This is a genomic window from Alteromonas sp. 38 (assembly GCF_902506055.1).
Lineage (GTDB): Bacteria > Pseudomonadota > Gammaproteobacteria > Enterobacterales > Alteromonadaceae > Alteromonas > Alteromonas lipotrueae.
The window spans coordinates 2,815,746-2,840,487 of sequence record NZ_LR733300.1; the positions used below are offsets into that span (position 1 = coordinate 2,815,746).

Annotated in this window: 20 protein-coding genes; 8 read left to right on the forward strand and 12 right to left on the reverse strand. The window is 43.5% G+C overall.

The window, feature by feature from the left end:
* Positions 1 to 3: 3 nt before the first annotated feature.
* Both FLAVO9R_RS12245 and FLAVO9R_RS12250 read right to left on the reverse strand, forming a co-directional pair.
* On the reverse strand, positions 4 to 4,008 hold the full coding sequence (locus FLAVO9R_RS12245; protein ID WP_159531677.1) for an ExeM/NucH family extracellular endonuclease: 4,005 nt from the start codon (positions 4,006 to 4,008) through the stop codon (positions 4 to 6).
* Positions 4,009 to 4,354: 346 nt separating this feature from the next.
* On the reverse strand, positions 4,355 to 6,925 hold the full coding sequence (locus FLAVO9R_RS12250; RefSeq protein ID WP_159531679.1) for a M1 family metallopeptidase: 2,571 nt from the start codon (positions 6,923 to 6,925) through the stop codon (positions 4,355 to 4,357).
* A 376-nt stretch (positions 6,926 to 7,301) separates the two neighbouring features.
* Here FLAVO9R_RS12250 and FLAVO9R_RS12255 point away from each other — a divergent pair, with 376 nt between their 5' ends.
* Entirely contained in the window at positions 7,302 to 8,147 is an 846-nt protein-coding gene (locus tag FLAVO9R_RS12255; RefSeq protein ID WP_159531681.1) for an enoyl-CoA hydratase/isomerase family protein, read from the forward strand.
* A gap of 45 nt (positions 8,148 to 8,192) precedes the next feature.
* Positions 8,193 to 8,435, forward strand: a complete 243-nt coding sequence (locus FLAVO9R_RS12260) for a YdcH family protein (protein WP_159531683.1) — start codon at positions 8,193 to 8,195, stop codon at positions 8,433 to 8,435.
* Positions 8,436 to 8,523: 88 nt separating this feature from the next.
* Here FLAVO9R_RS12260 and FLAVO9R_RS12265 read toward each other — a convergent pair whose 3' ends face one another.
* Complete coding sequence (locus FLAVO9R_RS12265) at positions 8,524 to 9,177, reverse strand: TetR/AcrR family transcriptional regulator (RefSeq protein ID WP_159531685.1); 654 nt, start codon at positions 9,175 to 9,177, stop codon at positions 8,524 to 8,526.
* Between the two features lie 262 nt (positions 9,178 to 9,439).
* On the opposite strand from FLAVO9R_RS12265, the gene FLAVO9R_RS12270 reads away from it, so the two are divergent.
* The 3 genes from FLAVO9R_RS12270 to FLAVO9R_RS12280 are packed head-to-tail and all read left to right on the forward strand — an operon-like array spanning position 9,440 to position 13,464.
* Positions 9,440 to 10,906, forward strand: a complete 1,467-nt coding sequence (locus FLAVO9R_RS12270) for an efflux transporter outer membrane subunit (RefSeq protein WP_159531687.1) — start codon at positions 9,440 to 9,442, stop codon at positions 10,904 to 10,906.
* A complete protein-coding gene (locus FLAVO9R_RS12275; protein WP_159531689.1) occupies positions 10,899 to 12,398 on the forward strand; it encodes an MFS transporter in 1,500 nt (499 codons plus the stop codon). Before FLAVO9R_RS12270 ends, FLAVO9R_RS12275 begins: the two co-directional genes overlap by 8 nt.
* 25 nt (positions 12,399 to 12,423) lie before the next feature.
* A complete protein-coding gene (locus FLAVO9R_RS12280; protein ID WP_159531691.1) occupies positions 12,424 to 13,464 on the forward strand; it encodes an HlyD family secretion protein in 1,041 nt (346 codons plus the stop codon).
* A gap of 11 nt (positions 13,465 to 13,475) precedes the next feature.
* On the opposite strand, the gene FLAVO9R_RS20475 is transcribed toward FLAVO9R_RS12280, so the two are convergent.
* The gene (locus FLAVO9R_RS20475) at positions 13,476 to 13,727 is read right to left on the reverse strand and encodes a hypothetical protein (protein WP_159531693.1); all 252 of its coding nucleotides are present in this window, start codon (positions 13,725 to 13,727) and stop codon (positions 13,476 to 13,478) included.
* A gap of 580 nt (positions 13,728 to 14,307) precedes the next feature.
* Between FLAVO9R_RS20475 and FLAVO9R_RS12285 the strand changes: the two genes are divergently transcribed.
* Positions 14,308 to 14,685 (forward strand): phosphate ABC transporter substrate-binding protein, encoded by a 378-nt coding sequence (locus FLAVO9R_RS12285; protein ID WP_159534591.1) that lies wholly within the window; start codon positions 14,308 to 14,310, stop codon positions 14,683 to 14,685.
* A gap of 128 nt (positions 14,686 to 14,813) precedes the next feature.
* On the opposite strand, the gene FLAVO9R_RS20480 is transcribed toward FLAVO9R_RS12285, so the two are convergent.
* A complete protein-coding gene (locus tag FLAVO9R_RS20480; protein WP_232370641.1) occupies positions 14,814 to 14,996 on the reverse strand; it encodes a substrate-binding domain-containing protein in 183 nt (60 codons plus the stop codon).
* Positions 14,997 to 15,471: 475 nt separating this feature from the next.
* Between FLAVO9R_RS20480 and FLAVO9R_RS12295 the strand changes: the two genes are divergently transcribed.
* Positions 15,472 to 17,280, forward strand: coding sequence for a putative bifunctional diguanylate cyclase/phosphodiesterase (locus FLAVO9R_RS12295; RefSeq protein ID WP_220099891.1), 1,809 nt, complete (start codon positions 15,472 to 15,474; stop codon positions 17,278 to 17,280).
* 56 nt (positions 17,281 to 17,336) lie between these two features.
* Here the strand turns inward: FLAVO9R_RS12295 and FLAVO9R_RS12300 are convergent, their stop codons facing one another.
* The 5 genes from FLAVO9R_RS12300 to msrA form a co-directional block, all read right to left on the reverse strand.
* Complete coding sequence (locus FLAVO9R_RS12300) at positions 17,337 to 18,359, reverse strand: alpha/beta hydrolase (RefSeq protein WP_159531695.1); 1,023 nt, start codon at positions 18,357 to 18,359, stop codon at positions 17,337 to 17,339.
* 104 nt (positions 18,360 to 18,463) lie between these two features.
* Positions 18,464 to 19,741, reverse strand: coding sequence for a beta-propeller fold lactonase family protein (locus FLAVO9R_RS12305; protein WP_159531697.1), 1,278 nt, complete (start codon positions 19,739 to 19,741; stop codon positions 18,464 to 18,466).
* A gap of 150 nt (positions 19,742 to 19,891) precedes the next feature.
* Complete coding sequence (gene mobA / locus FLAVO9R_RS12310) at positions 19,892 to 20,500, reverse strand: molybdenum cofactor guanylyltransferase (protein WP_159531699.1); 609 nt, start codon at positions 20,498 to 20,500, stop codon at positions 19,892 to 19,894.
* Positions 20,501 to 20,715: 215 nt separating this feature from the next.
* The gene (locus FLAVO9R_RS12315; protein WP_159531701.1) at positions 20,716 to 21,504 is read right to left on the reverse strand and encodes a substrate-binding periplasmic protein; all 789 of its coding nucleotides are present in this window, start codon (positions 21,502 to 21,504) and stop codon (positions 20,716 to 20,718) included.
* 188 nt (positions 21,505 to 21,692) lie between these two features.
* The gene (gene msrA / locus FLAVO9R_RS12320; protein WP_159531703.1) at positions 21,693 to 22,286 is read right to left on the reverse strand and encodes a peptide-methionine (S)-S-oxide reductase MsrA; all 594 of its coding nucleotides are present in this window, start codon (positions 22,284 to 22,286) and stop codon (positions 21,693 to 21,695) included.
* Positions 22,287 to 22,600: 314 nt separating this feature from the next.
* Here msrA and FLAVO9R_RS12325 point away from each other — a divergent pair, with 314 nt between their 5' ends.
* The gene (locus FLAVO9R_RS12325; RefSeq protein WP_159531705.1) at positions 22,601 to 23,032 is read left to right on the forward strand and encodes an OsmC family protein; all 432 of its coding nucleotides are present in this window, start codon (positions 22,601 to 22,603) and stop codon (positions 23,030 to 23,032) included.
* Between the two features lie 228 nt (positions 23,033 to 23,260).
* Here FLAVO9R_RS12325 and FLAVO9R_RS12330 read toward each other — a convergent pair whose 3' ends face one another.
* A complete protein-coding gene (locus FLAVO9R_RS12330) occupies positions 23,261 to 23,764 on the reverse strand; it encodes a thioredoxin family protein (RefSeq protein WP_159531707.1) in 504 nt (167 codons plus the stop codon).
* 174 nt (positions 23,765 to 23,938) lie between these two features.
* Positions 23,939 to 24,484 carry a superoxide dismutase family protein gene (locus tag FLAVO9R_RS12335; RefSeq protein ID WP_159531709.1) on the reverse strand — a complete coding sequence of 182 codons (546 nt, stop codon included), beginning with the start codon at positions 24,482 to 24,484 and terminating at the stop codon, positions 23,939 to 23,941.
* Between the last annotated feature and the right edge of the window lie 258 nt (positions 24,485 to 24,742).

Genomic DNA, 24,742 nt, shown 5'->3' on the forward strand with positions numbered 1-24,742 from the left:
CTATTAATTTACTGCACAACCAGCGCGGCTGCATAACGTCATAAGGGCACGTATATCGTAAGCACTCACCACGCCATCATTATTAAAATCATACTGTAAGTCACTAGCACCACCTGATAAGAACAAGCCGTAGAACGCCATAATGTCGTCATAATCTACGTCGTTGTCACCATCAAAATCGCCAGGTTGAACCGCATCTGGGAAGTTAAGCACTACCAATACTGGGTCGTGATCTGAAGAGCGGTATGCATCAGCGCCGTAATAATCCGTGATTTGCGCGTCAGTTTTATACTCTTCGTTGTAATCAAACACACGAGGCTCATCTGAGTTAATGTGCCAAACCGTCGCATCAACCACATATTCAGTTAGACTTGGGCTTGATAATGCGTGATCTAGGTAACCTAGTTCGCCGCCAAAGGTGTATGAGTATGCCGAGTCGCCACCAAAGGTGTTAACCAGGTTGGTATAGCCAGCACTTTCAAGGGCCAAAATAGGCTCTTCTGCTGCATACGCGTTTAAGTCACCCATAATTAATAAGCGGTCAGATAAGGTATCGCTATTGTTTTCTACAATAGCAACCAAACCGTTTGCTGCATCGGTACGCAATGCGTTCCAACAACCTTGGCCATCACCTGAATCGGCATTATCACCGGTAGCACTGGAACAACTTCCTTTCGATTTAAAGTGGTTTACGGCAAGGGTGAATGCTTCACCGTTGGCGTTCACTGTAAATGATTGAAGAAGCGGCTGACGGTTACCATAGTCAAACGGTGACTCAGACGATGTAACAGCGTTACCAAATGGTGTTACTACTGCAGGCTTGTAAATCATGCCTACTGCAATTTCGTCGGTTCCTAATGCTTCACTGGTTGACACATAGCTATAAACATCGCCGCCCATTTCAGCATTAACCGCTGCGGTTAACGTTGCAATGGCAGAATCTTCACCATGACCATCATTTTCAACTTCTACAAGACCCACAACATCTGCATCCATTGCTGCTAGTGCTGCAACGATTTTCGCTTCTTGGCGAACCAATTCGAATTCATTGGTAGCGCCGCGAGAGGTTGGGAAGTCTGGTCCATCGAAATAGTTAAGTACGTTAAAGCTAGCCACTTTCACATCGCCAGTTAACCCAATTAACGGGTAAGCCGTACGTGCATTAGTGCGAACTAATTCTAAGTCCATTACCGGTAGCAATTGATACTCGCTAAACGAGTAATGCATTACACCTGTGAGGTTTTCAACTGTATCGCCTAAACGAAGAGGATTAGCATGCGTTAGTCCGCCCACAGGGAATGGAATACCATCTAGATTTTGACTGTTTGAAGCATCATCTACCAACAATGTATTGAGGGCATTTTGTTCTGCTAAAGCTATCGCTTCGACTGTGCCCGCAGGATATTGGTTAGTCGGGATCATCACGCGCTCAGAGCCCACGTTAAACTGACCGTAACGACCTAAGTTATATACGTCATTAACCAGTAACGATTGGGTAAAGGTAATTTGCATACCTTCATAGGTTTCAAGGTTGGTATCTATGTTAAATGGCATACTAAGTTCGGTATATAGAATACTTCCACCTGCGCCTAACAATTCAACGTCGCCTGATAGTACAAACTCGGTTAAGTCGTTGTATTCAACCACATCACCTTGCATGCGAACCAAGTCGCCAACCATTGGGAAAGTCTCGAGGGAAGTAGCATATACAAACACACCTTCAGAGGTTGCGTCGTTGCCATCTGAATCAGCCGCTTCTTCTTGAACAAAGAAACCAGATAAGTCTTCAGCTACTTTAGTCACTACTGCTTCAATAATCACGGTAGTGTCAGCTAATGGTGATGCATCACCTTCGCCCTGCAGTTCACTGATAAGTACCAGTTCTACCGTTGGGTCGACTGGGTCAACTGGGTCTGTCGGATCAGTTGGGTCGGTTGGATCTGTAGGGTCGACCACACTGCCATTATGCGAACCAAAATAATCGTAAGTGTTTTGGCTGTAGCTATCCCACTCACTGTCTGGGTCAAAAGCAGCGTTACGTGTTGCATTACCTTCAGTAATTGAAGCTTTACGCACTAGGGTTACATCTTTACCCCAGTTGGTTTTTACGCCAAACGTACCAACAGCATCAATGGTGACATCACCGTAACTTAGCTCGATGTAATCGTCACCGTTGAAGTTCATTACAAAGCTACTCAACGTCGAGCCTGTAGTCAGCGCATCATCAGCGCTAGCATGACTAAAGGTAGCCACGGCACCAGAGGCTAACGTGCCGCTAAGCTCTAATACTTTCTCATCACCTACGCTGGTATCGCCATTTGAAAGTAGTTTAAGCTTATAGTTACTTAAATCTACTGCTTCAGTTGAGCCATTGTAAATTTCTACCGCTTTGTTATAGCTGCTGCCTTCAATGTATTCAGAAATGAAAACCGCGTGGCCTGAACCTGCACTTCCGTCGGTAGCATCATCACCTGAGTCACCAGAATCTTCTCCCGTATCACCGCCATCTGAATCGCCAGCGTCTGTACCATCACAACTTGCATTGAATATTAGTGAAGCAAGCTCAGGCTTGTCGATAAATGGGTTACGGTTACCTTGGAATTCGAAAACTTTGCTGTTTCTTTCAAGTTCGAATTCATCAACAGGGTCGCTCTCATGCCATTGTAAAAGAACACACAATTTGCCATGGGCAGCTTCGTCAGTGCTGGTTAAACGGTCAACCAATACCAAGTCTTCTTCCGACTCGCTGCTATCACTGCCATCGTAACGTACGTCCATGTAGAACATAGCACGCGCTACATCGCCTTTTACGGCATCACGCGGTTCAAACGAGTCGCTGTCGATACGGTTAGCTGACGCTTCAGACAAAGCACCATCACTGAAATCAAAATCTAGATTTCCGCGAGAACCGTTTACTGAAATATCGGTTGGGCGAAGGTGATGAATATCTGAATATGCCGCTAGGCTATTGCTAGAGAAACCATGACTGTTAGCCCAAACGTGCTCTCTATTCCAATTGTCTTGGTTAGTGCTTTGCGTGCCACTACCGTTACTGAATTTAGCTAACGATGTTCCCATGTAGAACAACACGACATTGTCTGGGTTGGCAGGGTCTTGATCGGTGTCAGTTAGGGCTGTCCATGCTTCTGAATAAGAAAGCTGATGGTGATCGAGTGAGATGATATTTTGAGCCAGCGCTTTAAGTGTTTCAGCACTTTCATTGTTAGTTATTGCAGTATCAAGCTGCGCATAATAATCCGCTTCAACATAGTCGCTAGGTAATTTAACTGCGGTTAAATCAGGGCAGTTAAAGCAGGTATCGGTTAGGGTACGAAGTGTGTCTTCAGATGCTTCGCCATCATCGCCGCCCTCACCCTCCCCTTCTGAGCCAGTCGAACCTGATAATACAACACTGTCAACGCGATGATATTCGCTGCCAGAATTATTTATCATGGCTAATTTTATTTGAACCGTACTTCCCTCTGGGATAGAGGCATTAATCACGGCGCTAGTATAATCATCTACAAGAGTATGGCTGTCTGTACCTAAATCGTTGGTGACTAGAACGAACTCTCCACCATCAACGGAATACATCACGTCAAAGTAATCAGCAGCTTCTTGCGTACCACTTTCAGAAACGGTTACGTCGAGCTGCAAGTCGCTTAAGCCATTAACAATAATAACTTCTGACAACCATACTGCTTCGCCATCAACATCGCGGGCACTGAGTTGCTCATTCACAACTTTAAACCAATCCGATGTTGCAGTTAATTCCGCTGCAGAAACATCAATATTCCAACGCGAAACGCCTTCCATATCAATTGCGACGCTGTCGCCTCCGGTAGCTCCCTTACCGTCTAATGCAGCCTCATCGAAGTTCTCTTCCCAAATTACATCGGAAAAAGCATTAAAAGAAAGTGGCAGCGTTAACACACTACCCAATATTAATTTCACGCACAAAGCTGACTTACTCAACTTCGCTCGCCCTTGCCTACCCAGTTTCGCCATGTTGTTGTCGTCCACTTTTTTTAGGAACGTATAAATTTATATACTTGCGTATACACAGCAAGAACTTGTGCAAAATAATAACAGTTTTTTATTTAGCCATAAAAAACAAAGCTTTATTTCTTTTAAATAAGTTTATTTTTTGTTTAACTCAAGTGTACTTTGGTACAGGTAAAACTAAGTGTGTAAATTTCGTGCAAAAACTAGGGTCGTAACAAAATTGAAGCTTACCGCCCTCTTTTATGACATTTTGGAGTAGAAAATAAAAAAGAGGCTACCGAATGGCAGCCTCTTGCGTTGAGTGACAGTAATGCTGTTGATTTATAAAGACATTAATTAAATCTTATATTCACTTACCGTATTTGGCTAAGAATTTATTAAAGTCTTCTTGGTATGTCGCTTTTAAACGCAAACACTGGTTCGATTCATCCAACATAATGTCGAAACTACGCGCCATTCCTTCATGCTCATCTTTGATTGGCTCGTAGAATGTTTTAGCCATGTCTAAGTTTTCAGCACTACAGGTAGTAGATACAAATTCAGGCATACGAGATACATGGTAATCAGGCATCTTGGCAATCAATGCATCTAAATTTTTGTTTAACCATTTATACAATACGGTTTTAAGCTCAAGATTACGCGATACTCTTACCAACATATAAAGCGTGTTGGCAGGCGTAATATCATCGGTTAATGCTAAATCTAGCATCTTATTTACCGTAGCTTCATCGGTGTAGCGCATTGAATAAAGCAAAGTGCGTTTAACATTTGGTAGTTGCGCTTCTTTGAATGCGGCCACTAACGTATCGTAAAGATCATCTTCAGTATACTTCGTGGTGATACCTATCGCGGTGCCAGCAATACCCGCAGGAACTGCACTGCTATCTTCGATGTATTGCTTGGCTATCAATTCACTCTTTTTTATCAGTGTTTCGTTGTTTGCTCTGTTTCCAAGCAAACTATAAAGCTGATTTCGAAGACTGATTATACTTTCTGATTCACCGCTTTTTGGCGTTAGTGTAAGTTCGTTTAGCAAAGGTAAGTACTCTTGATTCAACAAGGCAGCATAATTTGCTTTATTATCGTCGTTAATTAAGTAGTCAAACTCACCCAAAACGCCTACCGCGGCACGTTTAACAACAGGGTCCTTGTCTTTTGCCAATGCCGTTAATACTGGCATTATGCTATCAATACTCACCTTGCCCGCGTTAAGTAATGCTTGCATGTTATACAACACATTTTTCTTTTCGCGGTTATTAAGTACATTGAGGTCGTTTAGAAGTTTGCCCATCTGCTTTGCTGAAATGGCCCAACGAAAATAGCCTGTGGCGTTATCGTTAGGAAACACCCATTCTGCTTCGGCAAGTTGTGGCAATGTGGTTTTGGCTTTATCGATAAATACCACTTCCTGCTTCACTTTTCCGTTTACTTTATAAGTAAGTTTGAGTGGAACAGCCCATGTTTGAGCTTCTACGCTAGCGCCCGCATAATGAAAGCGCTCTTGGGTGATAGTGCCGTTATCGTTAATACTAATAAGTGGGTAAGCAGGTTGTTCTAAGTAGGCTTTCATCATGGCACTTAGATTAATATCTGAAACACCATCAAGGGCAGCCCATAAATCGTCAGCAACCGTATTGCCCCACGCATGGGTGTTCATATAGTTACGTACACCTTCACGGAACTTTTCAGTACCAATTAGCGACTCTATCATTTGCAAAATAGACTCGCCTTTTGAGTAATTAAGTCCCAAGCCATCCATTACATCTGGCTGAGTACGAACCACTTTCTTAACCGGTTTAACGGTAGGGCTTGCGTCGGCACCGAACGCAGATTCTTGCACGATACGATCGGCAAAATTAAGCTCTGGGTACAGCTCCATCATGGTATAGCTGGCAGCCCACGAGGCAAACGCTTCGTTTAGCCACAAATCGTCCCACCACGCCATGGTAACTAAGTTACCAAACCATTGGTGTGCCAATTCATGTGCAATAACGTTAAGCGGGCCTTTGCGTTCCGTTAAACCCGGCTCGTCTTCTAATAACAATAAGCTGTCGCGATAAGTAATTAGCCCTACGTTTTCCATCGCACCGTGCGTGAAGTTAGGCACTGCAACAAAATCGAGTTTTTTGTAAGGGTATTTAATAGCAAAGAAATCTTCTAGCGTGGCTAAAATTTCAGGGGTATGTTTCACCACAAATTTTGTTTTATCTGCATAGCCTTTAGGCACGTAGATTTTACCAGGTACCGACAAGCCTTTTAATTCTGCGCTATCGAACGGCCCTACGGTGTAAGCAATTAAGTAGGTTGGCATAGGTTTGGTTTTTTCAAACTTAACCGTTTGCATGCCTTCGCTAACTTCTCGAGTTTCCACGGGCGTATTCGACACAACAACTTGTTTTTCAGGGGCTGTAATTGTCATTTGATACGCTATTTTAAATGCAGGTTCGTCGAAGCTAGGAAAGGCTTTACGTGCATGCATATCTTCAAACTGCGTAAATAGGTAGTTTGTCTCTTCAAAACGAGATAAATACATCCCATCAGATGAAGTATTTACCTTACCTTCGAAGTTGATGACAAGCGTGTATTTACCTGGTGCAATGTTAGCATCAGCCATACCCCAATTCATGTTGTACTCGCCTTCTTCAACATTAAGTGCTATTACGCGCTCGTTTTGAATAAGCTCGGCATGAGTGACGACAAGATCTTGCTGATAAAAGCCTACTTTTTTAGTGGCTGAATTAACCGTAAGGTTTATGCGAGTAGAACCAGAGTAATCTGGTGCATCGGGATCAAGGTGTAAATGAATATCTTGAAAGGTTGGCGTAACGGAAGAGGGTAAACGGTATTCCACATCTTTTGCTATCGCTTGTGTTGTTAGCAGCGCCAAAACACAACTGAACAACGTTATGATTCGTCTCATATCTTATAATTCCATGTAGAGAGGGAACTGAGTCCCTGAAGCCGGAGCATTGCCCCAAGTATAATCGCGAGGGAGCATAATCAGGTTTGTCACGGTACGCAACGTAGGCGGTCGCAAATCAAACTTGAAATTGTTACGAAAAATGTCCGTTACAACAGAGAGTTCCTCCATCTTACTACCAACTTTCCCCGCCTTCCTTTCACCTCAAACACGCAGTGATGACATTCGCAGCACAAATCCTATCTTCAACAAAATACATAAACTGTATTCACGGTTTTACCGATTATTTAGCCACCCAATCACTGCTAGTCTTTTAATGGAAAGTTAAACACATCTATAGAATGACTTAACAATTAAGCAATCAGAGGAAACTATCATGGCGTATAACGGCTATACCACTTTTACCGCAAAGCAAGACGGTGCAATACTTACCGTCACTTTCGATTTCGGCCCCGTTAATGTTCAGGGCCAAGAAATGCTAGAAGACCTAATGGGTCTTGCTATGCGACTTGAGTGCGATCGCACCGTCAAGGTTGTGGTGTTCCAATCAGCTAATCCGGAAATTTGGGTTTGTCACTATGACACTAACCTTCTAAAAGATATGTCTACCGAAGCGGTAGCTCGCAGCGATGTGAAATTGCTCGACCTTCAAGTGGTATTAGAACGTATCAGCAAATTGCCACAGGCCACAATCGCGAAACTTGAAGGGTTTGCCCGAGGTGGTGGTCATGAATTTGCCTTAGCTTGCGATATGCGTTTCGCCGCTCGCGGCAAATACAAGTTCATGCAAATGGAAGTAGGCATGGGAATATTACCTTGTGGTGGTGGCGCATCTCGGATGGCTCGTCAAACAGGCCTTGGCCGTGCTCTAGAAATAATTTTAAGTGCCCGTGATTTTAGCGCCGATGAAGCCGAAGCTTACGGCACCATTAATAAAGCGCTGGAGCCCGATGAAATAGGCCCATATGTAGACGCCCTTGCTAAACGCATTGCGCTGTTTCCCGCAGAATCGATTAATGCCTGTAAACAAGCCGTTTATGAGTCTATCGATAAACCTATAGATGAAGCGTTACGTGCAGAAGCTTACTGGCTCTATCAAGCAACCAGTAAAACCCCTGCCGTTAAACGATTTAACGAAGCCGACATTAAAGGCATGGAATACGACATGGAAAATCAACGTAATTGGAATGATCTCGTTGTAGCCGTACAAGATATTAACTAACACTACTTGAAACATTTTAGTGAACAAAAATTTTAGGAGCATATTATGTTAGGTGAAAACCACTCGTTACAATCTGACTTTCCAGAATACAAAGCCGTTATTGAAAAACTTGTAGAAAGCGACAGTACGTTTGCCAGCGAGACCAAACAATACAACGCGTTAGATGAAGAAATCCGCAAGCTTGAGCTAAAAGGCGGTCCAACCAGCGACGAAACACTGCATCAAATGAAGCATGATCGCGCAGTACTCAAAGATACGCTGTACAACAAGTTACAAGCAGCAACGTAAATAATAAGCAGATTTAATAGGTAATTTCTTACGCCCTCTGTTGCACGTATTACTTAGTACAACAGGGGGTATGAATGTTCGTTTTACACTAAGCGCTCTTACCGTAAGCTCGCGTGAAGGTATCGACAATTAACGTGATCCACTGCTCTTTTTGTGCTTTTGTAGGCATATCATCTGGGTGAGTTAAATAATAGAGTTGTAACTCACTTCTCACTGAACCAATAAATATTCTCGCCGCTTCTTCACTCGTTAATGACCCGAGCTCTAGATCACCTGCTTCATTCGCTGAAACAATAATATTTGCGACAACCTTAATGCTCGCCCGCGGGCCAGATTCATAGAAAATTTTACCTAAATTCGGAAAGCGCTCTACCTCTGCAATGACCATACGCGCTAATGCTGCCCCTGATTTAGATAGAACAACATTCAAGTACACGTTAGCGACCTCGCGTAACACGTCGCGTAACTGTCCGGGTTTATATCGAATGGTACGCATACTAGTCGAGGTGGAAAAGCATTCGGTCTGTACAACCGCACTGAAAAGGGTTTCTTTGTTGGCAAAATGCGCATAAACCGTAGACTTAGATACTCCCGCTTCTCGCTGAATCATGTCAGTGGTAGCATTAGAAAATCCATGGGCTAAAAATACCTTTCTTGCCGCCTGTAAAACCGTGATGGCCTTTGCCCCTAGTGTCTTACCAAGCGCTTGCGCTACGTTTTCTTGTTCATTTGCTATCGTCATTGTGCACTACCCAACCCTAAGCGTTATTGACAATTCTTCAATTCAACCTTATAGTACCGAACTGAGCGGTACAGTTCAATATTATTCTCTTCCCAAAAATTTTTCTGAGAATTAATAACACTAAGTCTAAAAGACCACGAATTCCCTGAAAATCGATTCACTATTAAATAGTGAGTTGATTTTCTTTCGACTTTAAACTGTACCGATAAGTTCGGTTCGATTTTATGATTTGTAATAACCAACACCAAGAGATTCTATTGCTATGCGCACCCACTACTTCAAAACAGCCCTTAGGCTTAAAAGTCTGACTCTTTCTGTAGGCATTGCGCTTCTTGCTGGTTGCACAGTAGGTCCAACCTTTACTATTCCTAAAGAAGCTTATTCAATAACGGATATAGAGAATAATAGAGACTACGTTCAGCAATATAATGTCTCTAATACCATGATTTCCGCTTCATGGTGGTCGCAATTTAATGACCCTATCCTGACTGAACTTGCCGCGCGAGCTGAACACGCCAAACTGGATTTACAACTTACCGCGAGTCGCATTGAGCAAAGCCGAGCACGCTTAGGAATAACCAAAGCCAATAAACTCCCCCAAGTATCTTTTTTTGGTGACTACACCCGTGAAGATATTAGTGACAAGAGTAAATTTGCAGCGCTTGGCGCTAAAGACAGTGGAAACAACTACTGGCAAACAGGCTTCGATGCAAGCTGGGAAATCGACTTGTGGGGTCATATCAAGCGTGCCGAAGAAGGTGCTATGGCTGAGTTAAAGGCAACGCTTCTAGACCGAGAAGCCTTTAAGGTTAGCTTGATGGCCGAAGTTGCCCACCAATATCTACAACTTAGAGGTACGCAAAGCCAATTACAGATTGTGCAACACAATAAAGCTATTGCAGCGCATAAACTAAAACTGGTTAGTAACCAAGCTAACAATGGTTTTGCTACGCGCTATGATATGTCGATGGCAGAGGCTCAGCTAGCCACGGTGGAAGCGCAAATCCCCAGAATTATTGCAAAAAGAAATGCGCAAATGAACAGTATTGCTATCTTGCTTGGTGAATCGCCGCACGCACTCGATGCACTGCTTATTGATGCCATGCCCCAACCTTCGCTACCTAATACCATTCCCATTGGCATACCCAGTGAGTTAGCGCAACAACGCCCTGATGTGCTCTCTGCCCAAGCTAGGCTTCATAAAGCCACTGCTGATATTGGGGTGGCACAAGCTAACTTCTATCCGCGCATTACCTTAGTTGGCCGCACGGGGTTCGAGTCATTTGAAAGTGGCGACTTAGCCACATGGGATGCCAGTTTTTTTAGTATGGGCCCAGCTATTTACTTACCTATTTTCCAAGGTGGGAAGCTCGAAAAACGCTTAGAGCTAACCGAAGAAGCTCAAAAAAGTGCGGCTATCACTTACCGAAAAACCGTACTAAATGCGTGGCACGAAGTAGACAATGCCCTCGATGGACTTGCGTCTATGCGAAGCCATCATGATGCCCTTGAAAAAGCCTACCATGGCTATCAACAGGCGCTTCACTTTGCAGAACGCCGTTTTGAACAAGGAGCGGGAAACTATCTTGATGTATTAACCGCACAACGCAATTTACTCGATAGCCAACTTGCACTGAGCGAAAGTGTGACCAGTACAAGCTTAAGCTTGGTGTCTTTATATAAATCGTTGGGCGGCGGCTGGAACGCAATAGAGGTGAGCGATGAGTAAACCTGCTTTACCACCCACCAAAATTCTAGCAGCGTTACTTGGTATATTTATCAGTGCGATGATGGCAGGTCTTAACAACAGAGTTGGCACCTTGGGATTAGTGGACGTGCGTGGCGCGCTTGGCTTTGGGGTAGATGGTGGCTCATGGATAACCACCAGCTATTTAGCAGGGGAAATACTCATTACCCCCTTTGCGACATGGTTTGCCATTACCTTTTCGGTTCGTCGTTTTCACACCTACATGGTGATAATTATCGCATTGATTGCGCTTACCTTGCCCTTCGTCAATGACTTATCACTGGTTATCGCGCTCAGGTTCGTTCAAGGCGTAGCCAGTGGGGCTCTTGTTCCACTATTGATGATGATGGCGTTAAAAGCATTGCCGCTGCATATACGTTTGCATGGGCTAGCGCTATACGCCATGACAGCGACATTTTCGCCTAATATTGCTATTTGGTTAACCGGACAATGGACTGATGAGGTAAACAATTGGCGCCTTATATATTGGCAAGTTATCCCGCTGTGTTTTGTGGCTATTACGTTGGTACGTTGGGGGGCACCGAAGGAAGCCACCAAGTATGCGCGATTTAAAGAAGGGAATTGGCTAGGCATGGGCTTAGGCGTAATTGGCATGGCGCTGCTAACTATCGCTCTTACACAAGGGGAACGTTTAGACTGGTTCAATTCCACCTTAATCACCCTAGCATCAATAAATGGGGGCGCTTTGCTCGCTCTTTATCTTATTACTGAGTGGTACCACCCTACTCCCTTTATAAGTTTGCGACTACTCGGACGCAGAAATTTAGGGTTAGGATCGCTCATCTTTACTCTAATACTAATTGTGTTCATGTCAGCGACGGTACTACCCATGAACTTTTTAACTGCAGTACAAGATTATCGAGTACTCCAATCGTCTCAACTTGCACTGATCATCGCCCTGCCTCAGCTAGTGTTGGGTTCTGTGGTAGCCATACTGCTATATAAAAAGTGGGTTGATGCACGTGTTGTGTTCGCCATAGGTTTATTAACTATTGGTATCGCGTGTTTCATAGGTGCCGGTATTACCAGCAGCTGGAACCGTGATCAATTTTTAGTAACGCAAGTTTTGCAAGCCATTGGGCAACCTATGGCGGTGGTGTCTATGCTGTTTCTGATGACAAGCGTGGTTCAACCACACGAAGGCCCTTACTTCTCAGGTATTATCAATACGTTGCGGGTATTAGGAACATTGTTAGGCGGCGCATTAGTAGGCCACCTTTTGACGCAGCGCGGCAGTTTGCATACAGATACGCTTATCGGGCACGCGTCAACATCAAGTTCATATTTACCCATACTGAACCCTGCAGAGTTGTCACACGTTTTCGCTCAGCAATCGCTTACGCTATCAATAGCCGATATTTACCGTCTATTTGGTGTGCTTGCATGCCTGCTGATCCCCATCGTGCTCAGTATGACTCACGTGCCAGCGCCCAGCTCACCTGTAACCAATTAATCATTTTTAGCAAGGATAACAAATTATGGCATTACCCCGCCCTATCAAATTGACTATCGCTAGCGTACTTGTCGTCTTAGCAGTGGGCACTGTAGTTTATTTAAATGAACCAGAATCTAACAGCGCCTTCCAAACCACAAACGACGCTTACATAGAAGCCGACTTCAGTTCGGTGGGAGCAAAGTTATCAGGTACGGTTAAAGCCGTTTTAGTCGAGGAACACCAGCAGGTCAAACAAGGTGACCTAATGGTTTTAATTGAAGATGATGACGTTAAGCTTGCCGTTGCCGCTAGCAAAGCGAAAGCCCATAGTGCTAATGCGAACCTCGCGAGTATTAAAGCGAAATTATCTCAACAACACACAAAGATTGAACAAGCAGAGGCAACGTATAAAGCGAGTAAAGCCGCGCTCGCCTTAGCAAAAGCGAATCAAACTCGTTTCAGCAACCTCGCCCAAGATGGTTCAGGTAGTAAGCAAGCACTACAACAAGCGGATGCTCAACTTACTATTGCTCAGGCTAACGTAGCGAAAAGTAAAGCAGAACTAACCTTTACACAGCAGCAAACCCAGGTACTTAAAGCAAGTTTGGATGCAGCCAGAGCTGCGCTTGAACTTGCCGAAGCAAACCTTGACACTCAAACGCTTAAACTGTCCTACACAAAGTTTTATGCCCCTATAGACGGTATCATTGGGAAGAAACTAGCGCGGGTTGGTGAGTACATAAATACAGGGGAACCTTTGATGGTAGTCGTCCCTAGTAATACTTTATATATCACGGCAAACTACCGAGAAACGCAATTGGCACATATTAAAGCGGGCCAAACCGTAAACGTTGAAGTCGATGCCTTACCGGGTATCACCCTGAAGGGTAAGGTAGCCAGCTTAGGACCAGCAAGTAATGTCAGTTATTCTGCAGTTGCCCCACACAATGCGACAGGAAATTTCACAAAGATTGTTCAGCGCCTCCCCATACGCATTGGTTTAGACGGGACACAAGAACATATTGAAGATTTACGGGTGGGCATGTCGGTAGTTACAACCATAGAAACTAGCGTTGGCAAATAACGCGAGTTTTACTATTTCATAGTCACTTTGCCGCCAATTATTTTATAAGCAGGAGCGCCCCGCACGAGAGCTTCTCGAGCAAAAGACTGCTCGCAGCCCGGGCATTGGCAAGGTGTGGTGGTATAGTTTTCAACAATACGCTCCTTAAAACACTTTACTAATGCTCCTTTACCACCTTTACGGTATTTAAAAATGGGGGTTTTACATTTCGCGCAGGCTATTTGCACTGTTCGAACTGGCCCCTTTTTGTTTGGTTTTGCCATATCTGCCCACTTTATGAATCAACTCGTTCCTGGCGATGCTAAATTTAAACATCTGTGGTAACAACAAGCATCCTTTCCACATACGCTAATTATTGATAATACACCAATCCATAAACCTATTGGGCACACGCTTAGCTTGTCATTAATGGAAGTTCCCGAAAACTTCACCTATTATGGTATTAAGGCTCATATCTCCATAATAACACTCAGGTAATTATGTGAGGTATTCGGTTTTAGGTATTTATTCTGGGTATGTCGTAGTGGAAGTCTGCATCTTTGTTTATTTTTTAAAGGTAAAAGGTAAAAGTAGGCACATTAACGTTCAGTATGGAGGATTTAACATTTTGCATAAGCTTTCACTGCTAATATACTGAACTTATACTATTCTAAGTTCGAAGAATTAATACGTAATTATCGCGCCTAGCAGGATACATGCTGGATTCGACGACACAGACGCAACGGCGCTATCGACTAACGCCTTACGATAGAGCAATCGCCCCCTGCAATAGCAGTATCTTTAGATTTAGTATTTTAAGGAATAATGAAAATGAAAGCGAAAGCGGTCCTATTACTTAGTTTAATGTGTGCACTTCCTGTAAGTGCAGCAAACGTAATTATCGTTAGTGCAAAAAATAGTTCGGGTATTGATGCCGAATCCGTCAAAAGAATCTATCTTGGCAAAATGAAAGCATTTCCTGACGGAAGCAAAGCACTTCCTTTAACATTTGAACAAGGTAATGACGTTCGTGGTGCCTTTAATACTGGCGTGCTAGGTAAATCAGAGAGCCAATACTCTGCGTTTTGGTCTAAATTAGTTTTTACTGGCCAAGGAACGCCCCCGGAAGAGGTATCTACACAAGAAGAAATGCTGCAACTTGTTGCTGATAATCCAAACACTATTGGCTTTGTGGATGAGAGTTTAGCGAATGACTCTGTCACCGTAGTCGGTAGCTTCTAACTCTATAAATCACGCAACAAGCGCGCTTTTAATGAATACATTGAAAGCGCTTTTTTATTCCCAAATAAGCACGAATGTCATTCGCAGGCCTCACATCATTAATCACTTACTCCGGCAAGGTTTATTGCTTACCCTTTTCTCTTCGGGCTAGCGCAAGAGTCTCTTTGCGTTACTGAGCAGGAAATCACAATTTTTTGTGAATGCTTGTCTTTATCTTCTATCAATTCAAGAAGCAGTTGTGCAGCTTCTTTTCCTATAATGTAAGGCTCTTGCTTTACTACCGTAACAGGTACTTTAAAAAACGCTGTCATGGGAATATCATCAAAACCTCACAAAGAAACCTCGTCAGGAACACTCACCCCTTCTTGGTTTTAAGTGCGCTAAAAGTTCGGTAGTAAGGGCAATATGACGGTGCTCGGTTTCGGTCGGAAAAGGAAAAAACAAGTTTCTGAATACGCCTAAAACGTTCTCGATAGGCTTTATCGAATCAATTGAGTATGAAAAAGTGTCAAAAGAAGTGGCTAATATATTGAACTGAGAGAGAGTGAGTAAATGAGCAAGAAATGGTTTAACACCATCTATAGCACATTCCGACGTTGTGCATAAGTATCGGGAGGCAGCTCAAGGTATTAATACAAGTGCTGGAATTAATCTACCTCACCGGAAAAGTGAGCTATTATAAATACATATCCCAAGGCCTTTAGTCACTAGAAAGAGCTCACAATTTCTAACTCTGCGTTAACCATAGATAAAGACGCGTTTAATCAAATACGTCGCCGTAGACTCATGCAAATTTGTGGAGTGTCTGCCCTCGGGCTAGTGGCTTCTCTTTCTGTGGCTCGAAACATTACCTTTTTCATTATTGCCGCCGGCCTTACCTGCCTAATTGCTGCGTTTGTATTCGCTTATAAACATAAAGTACTTGCCTCGGCTTCTACCCTGCTGGTGTCATTGTCTTCCATGTTGTTCGCGCTAGCGGCAACCGGTGCAGGGTTATTCGACCTAGCTATTTTGGGTTACCCCACCCTGATAATTTTCGCTGCTATTTTAGGCGGTGTAGGCTTGTTTTTAACGCTACTTTCTTTCGTTATTTTGCAATGTGTTCTGATTGTCGGGTTATCACTTCAAGGCGTTATTAGCCCCAATATCCCGTCGCTTAGCTGGGAGCATTTAATTTTTACATTAGTAATATTTATCGTCACGGGTTTTAGTGTTTACATTTTAGTTCGTGATATCAAAAATCTGATGACATCTCTGCAGCGAGAAAATATAAAAGTGGCCCAAAGTCGCACGCAAATTCAGCATTTAGCGCACCACGATAGCCTAACAAACTTACCTAACCGGCTTTATGGTGAAACCCTATTTAACTTATCGCTAAGCGAGTGTGAAGAAAATGGGCTGTCATTAGCAATTCTGTTTATTGATTTAGATAATTTCAAGCCTATTAACGATGCCTTAGGCCATGCAGCTGGCGATCAATTGCTTAAACTACTTACCCAACAGCTAACTGCAATCTTGTCGCCAAAACAATATCTCATCCGCTTCGGCGGTGACGAATTTCTGGTTATTGCCCCAATCACCCCTCAAACTAATGAATTGACGTCCCTCGCTAATTCTCTGATTGAGCAGTGCGCATCTGTTTTCGATATATTTCAAACCCAGGTAACGGTTTCAGCCTCTTTAGGTACAGCTAGCGCACCTAGAGATGGCACTGATTTTAAGCAGTTGTGCCGTAAAGCCGATATCGCCATGTACAAAGCGAAACAAGATGGCCGCAATACCTATCACCATTACAATGAGAGCTTAGACAAAGCCAGCGAAAACAAGTTTAAAATGCTACAGCTCTTGCGCCCCGCGCTGAGTGAACAGCAATTCGAACTGCACTACCAGCCCATTGTAGATTTAAAAAGTGGCAAAGTTGACACCTTAGAAGCACTATTACGCTGGCCTCAACCTGATGGCAGTATGATCCCACCGGACCTATTCATCCCCTTGGCAGAAGGTAGCGGCTTAATTAATGAACTAGGTAGCTGGGTAATACGTCAAGCCACCCAATTTTGTGCCAAATTGCGCCAGCAAGGTCATCATGACATACGCATGGCGGTGAATTTATCGGTGATGCAGTTTAAAGACGGCCAGATTCAACGCACTATAGAAAGTGCATTGTATGAAGCAAGTTTACCTCCTGAAGCCTTAGAACTAGAGCTTACCGAATCCTTATTGATTGACGAAACCGAGCAAATACAAAAGCAGCTCGCGTCACTGAGTGAGCTTGGCATTACCATTGCCATTGATGACTTTGGAACTGGTTATTCTAACTTGGGTTATCTTCGAAATTTTAACGCCTCCAAGCTGAAAGTAGATAGATCTTTTATTATCCCGTTATGTTTCTCTGAGCACGATGAGTCTCTGGTAGGCGCGATTATCAATATGGCAGCCAGTTTAGGCTTGAAGACGGTTGCGGAAGGGATTGAAGATGAAGAAACCTTGCAAAAGCTCCTGTCACTTGGCTGCGACATTGGGCAAGGTTATTTCTGGTCTACACCATTGCCTGAAAACGCGTTAATAGAATTTTTGTTAAACCGTAACACTTAACATGGCGGCTTTTTCCTGCACTGTGTTTTCAGCCTTTGTCTGAAAAACAACTTTCATTAATTAAGTAGCTGCTTGATCCAGTTAACTGATAAAGTCAGCACTTCTTCTTTTTTGCTCGTATCAGGCTCATAAACGTTGAATATATGATCGGCGCCACCTAGGTAATAGGCATCTTCACGAACCGCATTACTCGCCTCAAAAATGACTTTTTCATGGGCAGGTAAATAGTCGTTCGAGCCTCTTATCGCTAATAACTCCCCTTCAAAATCACCTAAGTTTCGAATAGGGTTGTAACCTAACATTCCCACTACGTGCTTGCGGGTCAGGGTCAAATCAACCCAGCTTTTTAACGTGCTCTGCCCCTCTTCTAACGCTTGTCGAACTTCTTTATAGTTCTGCGCATTCGTGACTATTTCATTTGGGTTTAGCGCTGTGGACCATAACACCATACCATCGAAAACTTTAGGGTGCGTACTGACCAACTCCATAGCTGTCGCGCCCCCTAAACTAAACCCTACCACTACCAGTCGTGTACTAGGGTATTGCGCTTGCAAGTAATCTAGCCCAGCCTGAGCATCTTCTACGCGGCTTTTAAAGGTACTCGACAACGTATAGTTACTTGCTTCACGCTCAGCTTCACCTCGAACATCAAATCTAACAGAGGCTATGCAATGCGTACTTAACTGATGAGCCAAATCTTTATATAAGTCGCCTACTTCGTCTTTTTGCCCTGCCCAACCGTGAATTAACAGCACTGCGCCTTTTACATTAACATTTGAATCGTTTTTAACGGTGCAGCCAGGCTTTTCCAGTACCCCATTGGCACCCGAGCTCAAGGTTACGTTTTGGCTTAAGGTTACGTTTTGGCTTAAGGTTGCAATATTGCTTTCGCCTTGGCTACTTATATCGACATCAGCGTATACAGCGGTCGCTGTACTTAATAGTAATAGGCTTAATAACCATTCACTCAATCGCACCGAATTAGTTAGCACTGTATTTAATGCCCCAGCTCCAAGGCGCAAACTTACATTAAGCCTTCTTCTTACATGGTGTGATTTAACGCTTTTATGTCGAACCATTATTATCCTTATTGCTGTGACTTATTCTATGGCTTGGCTTTGGTGTCTAGTTCTGGTGCTTACCGCTATTGTTCAACTTTTTTACTTAGCCGATTTGCCTAGCGCTATTGATTATTCTCAAAGCCTGTTAATACAAATTTTTGTACTCGTCGGCCTGTACTGACTTCCGAGGTGTACAGATTACCCTTGCTGTCAGCTACCACACTATGTAACCAAGTAAACTGACCAGGGTAGCGGCCAGGACGACCAAAACTTCCCAACACTTGATAGTTTTCGTGTAATAAAATCCAAATGCGACCATTCATCATATCGGCCACGTACATGTATTTATTGTCTGGCGAAAATGCGATGTCAGAAGCTGTACCTAAGCCGCCGGTTTCGCCAGCCACTATCACGTCTTGCACGAAATTAACCGTGCCACTCTCATCAGCTTTGAATACTTGAATCCGATTATTCCGTCTATCGCACACATATATTCTGCCGTCAGTTGCTAGGGTTACACAATGCACAATGTCGCCAAAATTTTGCGCTTGTGTGCTGGTAGCACCGGCATTGGCGGTAGCTTGAGAAACATCGAACGCGCCTTCTCGCGTACCGCCGCCGGGTGCAGTGCCGTACGCACCCCATAGTTGGTCAAACTCGTTGGCATCTGTGTTAAACGCCGCCACGCGTTTATTAATATACCCGTCGGCAATAAAAACTTTGTTAGTCAGGGTGTTATGAAAAATGTCGGCAGGATTACCTAACATTGATTTACTTAAGTTGCCGTCGGTTTTCCCGCGAGTGCCAAACTGGCGTATAAATTCCCCATTTTCAGTGAAGTTAAGCACCACATGATCGCCATCGCCATTGCCGCCTAACCACACCGTGCTTTCTTCATCCACATAAAGTCCATGGACTGTTGCTGGCCACTGGTTTTCGCCGTTTATTGAAGGTGATATTTCAGGCCCGCCCCACGCTTTCAGTAAGTCGCCTTGCGCAGAGAATTGTAAGACGTGAGGGGCAGCTTCACAGCACAGTCCCATCTTGTTGGAAAGCCCTACATCAAGCTTACTCAGTGAATTTGGTCGATGTAGTATCCACACGTTATCGTTTTTATCTACAGACAACCCCGGCACCTGACCAATAATCAATGTTTTCGGCATTGTAGGCCAACTTGCATCTGCACTAAATTGAGGGACTGGTTGGGTAACATCTGCTTCAGGGTAGCGTTCAACGTCAACCAAACTGGGGGATAGTGGTTCCTGACGAACTTCACCATCAGTGGAAGCCTGACCGTTGGCATTAGCGGCACTCACCGAGAAAGAGAAGACAACGCAGCAAATGCACAAGCCAGCTATCTGCATATAAGATTTAGCGGATGATAAAGAGGTACAAAGCATTGCATTAACCCTTAAATGTATTGAACAAGCAATATTGAATTCGGTGAAATTGATGCGCTTTGGCAAAAAGCGATTTGTTTACGCGCTTAAATAATAAGCCAGCTGATGATTAAACACACTAACAAGAAAGTAATGTTCGTTGAAATGTCGTTAATTTCCGGCCAGTAATAGCAATTTTTTTGCGGCATTCCACTGTGCTGGCGTATTCACATTGGTTAACCGCGAATTTTTTTTAGGTGTTACTTCAATTGCACCAAAATTTGTACACATTGTATTGACCGAACGCTGCGGCACTTTTCCTTTAACAACATCTTCCAGGTACTGACGAATCTCTATGGTTAATGGCAAAAATAAGGGTAGATAATGATGGGAATAATAGACGGGACGTTTTGCGCTAGTTCCTCTGTTGATAAGCGCTTCTAAATCTTCTTTTCGTAACAGTGGCAAATCAACGGGCGTGATAATCAATGCGTCAGCGTTGCTCTGAATAGCGACAGAGTATATCCCACCCAGAGGCCCAATATCTGCCACAACATCATTGACCACTTTATAGTTCTGAGCGCAGTCATCAGCCTCATTAGTCAGATAATTAGCAGTGATCGCTTCATTGCGGCTAATCAATAAATACTCAATAGGTAATGAGGAAACTAAGTCTGCCGTGTAAGTAAGCATATCGCGCTCGTCACGTTTCAAAAGTGCTTTATCCTCCCCCATTCGGCTTGACATCCCACCTGCTAGCACTACACCATCGATGACCATACCAACTTCCTTTCCTAATACTACCCTTAACAAAATCTCAACTCACTTTACCACGCTATTAGCATGGAGATAGTCATAAATTTCAGTCAACTGATGATAATTGAGGCAGTATTTAGTTAGCGGTTTACGCCAGTTAATATGGTTATCTATTAAGCACATTTACATTGATTAAGCGCAATGACAGCGCCTAATTGCTTGCAGTATTTCAACCAGTGCTATTTTTGATTGGCTATGGCTTCAAACCGCGCATCTATTTGGCGGCGCTCGCCGGACTGTTCAATAAACGCTAATGCTGCATTAAATTTATCGATGTGCGCTTGCGCATTTTCAAGCTCTTTAGAGACAATGTAATAAAGCGGAATAGTGGCTACAGGAATATCGATAATATTCACACTATCTAACACTTCAAATAGCGCTGAATTGTAATCGCCTTGCAGATAACCGTTAGTAAAGCCTACTTCGCCCCAGCCTTTCGATACTTGAACAATACACCCTCCTGCATCGGCCGCTCGTTGAACAGAAAGTTTATAAGCTTTGATAAACGCCGACTGTTCGCTACTTAAGCTATGACCATAGGGCAAACACAGGCGAGCCCCTGTAACGTCAGCTAATGTATTCACTTTCATTTCTTTCGAGGTGTAAATACGTACGGGAATTGAATTAATTTTTTTAGAGTAAATAAACGACTTAGCCCGCTCGTCGGTATAAACATAGGGAAATGTACCTTGGTACTTGCCTTCAAGCGCCCATTTGTAACCGCGCTGCCACGGTAAATAATCGATATAAATGGGGGTATTCATACGCTTGAAAATAGCTTTCACTAAGGAAACAGACCAGCCACCGTCTTGCGCCTTCTTATCAACATAAGGGAAATAGCTCGAACCTGTGGTTAACAGTGTATCGCCATCTTTCGGCATAGGTAGCTGGCTTTTTTCAGCCACACTAACGTAAGATGAAAATCCCAGACACAGCAAGATAAGCTTAACCACAACGTACTTCTTCATGTACAACTTCCAGCCGTTTTGATAATTTCATCGCTATTAAATGTTAAACAACGTTTATGTGTCTTTTAAAATTAACTATAAAGAAAAAATAGCGAGATAAAAATACAAATCGGATAATGCCACACAAAGCAGACCTGTGTTTTAGTCCACTGCAGCGGCACTCAATAATGATCACCGCACGAAACCAATTAAGACTCACCTGTTGATTTATCACCCCAAATCTCTTCTAAGCGCTGATCGCGGCCGCAGTTCCAGCGATATAATTTGTAGCGCACTGGGCTTTTTTTATAAAAATCCTGATGACCTATCTCGTCACCTTTAATGGGATAAAACGTCGATGAATCTAAAATAGGCGTAACCACTGTTTGATTTGGAAATTGCGCCTTTACCGCATTTTTAGTGTCTTGTGCGATGGCACGTTCTTCTTCACTAGCCACAAACACGGCACTTAAATAACTAGGGCCTTTATCACAAAATTGCCCTCTTGCATCGAAGGGGTCGATATTCACCCAGTAATGGTCGAGTATCTCTCGATACGACACCTTGCTTTCATCATAGGTTATCTTCACCGCTTCATAATGCCCCTTATGGCTGCCGTTATAGGTAGGATTGGGCGCGGTTCCTCCGGTAAAACCCGAGACCACATCGGTTACCCCCTCTAATTTTTCAAAATCAGATTCCATGCACCAGAAACACCCACCAGCCAGAACAGTCTCGTCAGCATTGGCAATTGGGGCAGCGATAAAAGTGCTTAATAATAATGCGGGCAAAATAGATTTCATTATTAACCTTAAAATTAACTATCGAAGACAAAATATACGGCTCACTAATACAGAACGGATTAAGCCTTAGAAACTTTCATTTTCAGTGACATTATAATTGCACGTAAAATTTTCATGTATCTCTGTAACCATAACGTGATGACACCACATTTAACTTACGACACTCGTGGCGTTTACTATCAGCATTATAACGCTATCGCCTGCATGGCTTAGGTTTGCAGAAAATTAGTGACAACGGCAGAGCACTTGCATCGTTACGTTTTTAAAATTCAAACTGTATAACCAGTTTGGTCAAAAACGTAAGGAAATAGCAAATGAGCATAGTTAAATCAGGCAGTGCGGCATACAAACCTTTAGGCAAACAAGGCAAAGGCAGTATTTCGACCGAAACAGGCACATTATCTAATCAACCCTACGGATTTAATACACGATTTGAAGATGGCAAAGGCACCAACCCCGAAGAACTCATAGGGGCGGCACATGCTAGCTGCTTCACCATGGCCTTATCTTTTGCATTATCAAGCGCAGGCTATGATGACGGAGAACTAAACACTACGGCTAAAATTAGTTTAGACAAGACAGACGATGGTTATGAGATTAGTCAGTCAGCGTTGAGCCTAGAAGCGAGCGTTGAGGGTATTACCGAAGACGAATTTGCTAAAATTGCTCAGGAAGCAAAAGATAACTGCCCAGTTTCGCAGCTTTTAGATACGAAAATCACCCTTGAGTACACGCTTAACCAGTAACAGTTTTCGTCATGTTATTAATTAATAGCTACTGAGTTTAACTCTTGGCTTAGGTCTTTTGACCAGGTTCTTGAATTAGCGACTAGGTTAGGTTATTGAACTAAGGTTTAAGGCTAGCTCTTGAACAAGGCGATTGTAAAAAATTAGTGGATAAGTCAGCAGGCTAACAGAGGCCTGCTGCTTCTTTTATTCAATACCATCTTATCAACTACTTCTTTATCCGCTGCTTCACTCGGCCGCTAACGCCAGCACCTGTAAATCTTGGGTTAAACTGGTTTCCGCACGTTCTACTACTCGCCCTATTTCTTCACCATCGCGCATTAATATGAAGGTAGGCGTATAGTTAAGCCCGTGCTTTTCTGCCACTCCCTCTGGGTCGCTCTTTTTTCTATCAACGGCGAATAAAGTAAATTGAGGTACATCTAACCCGCTAGCATCTAGTGTTTTTAATAGTCGGGGCACTTCCCTTTCACTGTCATGGCACCATGCGCCAAATAGTATGATTAGCGTATCGTCTTCTAAAGCAGATACTGCTTTAATCTCAGCGTCGCTAGGTTGGTACGACTTATATTCGTCCATAAAGGCTGGATACTGTGCTAGCAATGCTTCACCGCTAATTTCACCCACAACATCTGAAATGTCATCTGCACTCGTAGCATTGGTTGAGACTATTACTATTAATACAGTTAACATTGACTTTAGCACAGTAGACACAAACTTATCTGTAAACACCTTACATCTCCTTAAAAAGCGTATTACCGTATTCAATAGTGCATTGAGGTAAAACGCAAGTTCGCTATTCCCCCTTTTTCAGGTTTGAACGGCTTTGATAGTTGTGAGGAACTTAAACACAAAAAAAGCGGCATTCCTGCCGCTTTGGTTACTAATATTGCTCTTAGAGGCTATCTATTTACCGATTACGCCGCAAGCCACTCGCTCGCCGCCACCGCCAAGTTTGGCTGGGGAATCAGAGTAGTTATCGCCACCGGCATGAATCATAATGGCGCGCCCTTCGATGTCTTCAAGCTCCAATTCTGGTGCGAACACAGGTTGAGTCGCATTACCACTTTCATCAACGTACAAGGTTGGCAAATCACCTTCATGACCTTCTTCAGACCAAGGTACACTGTGACTACCCGTATTTTCAGGGTCGAAATGCCCGCCTGCAGCACCACCTAGCACCTTTTTGCCATCTTTCATCGCCGCAGAGCAGTCGCCATTTTCATGTATATGAAAGCCGTGAATACCTCGGGTTAGCCCTGATAATTTTGGCGTAAATACCACACCGTCATCGTCGTAACTACTTACCATCACGCTGCCGATAGCTTCGCCTGTTTTCAGATTATTCATCATAATCTTTTTCCCTTCATCCTCATGATGGCCTGCGAAACTATTTGCGCTTAAGGCTAGTGAGATTGCACCCACCATAGCGGTTAACGTAAGCTTTTTCATCGCGTTCTCCTTCTCTGCTTAAAATTCGTATTAATGAAACCCGTACCCGTACCCGTACCCGTACCCGTGCAATTGTTAGGCGAGCTTGCATTACAACTTACTTTTAAGAGCAGCATAATTTGCACCATAAGTGGTTAATTCGCTATAACCACATGAAAAGCAAACATTAATAGGATCTCGATAATTTAAGCGTTACCGTTGCCTTTGAATAGGTGTAACGATTTAACTGGTGATGTGTAATCTTTACGCAAACAAGCG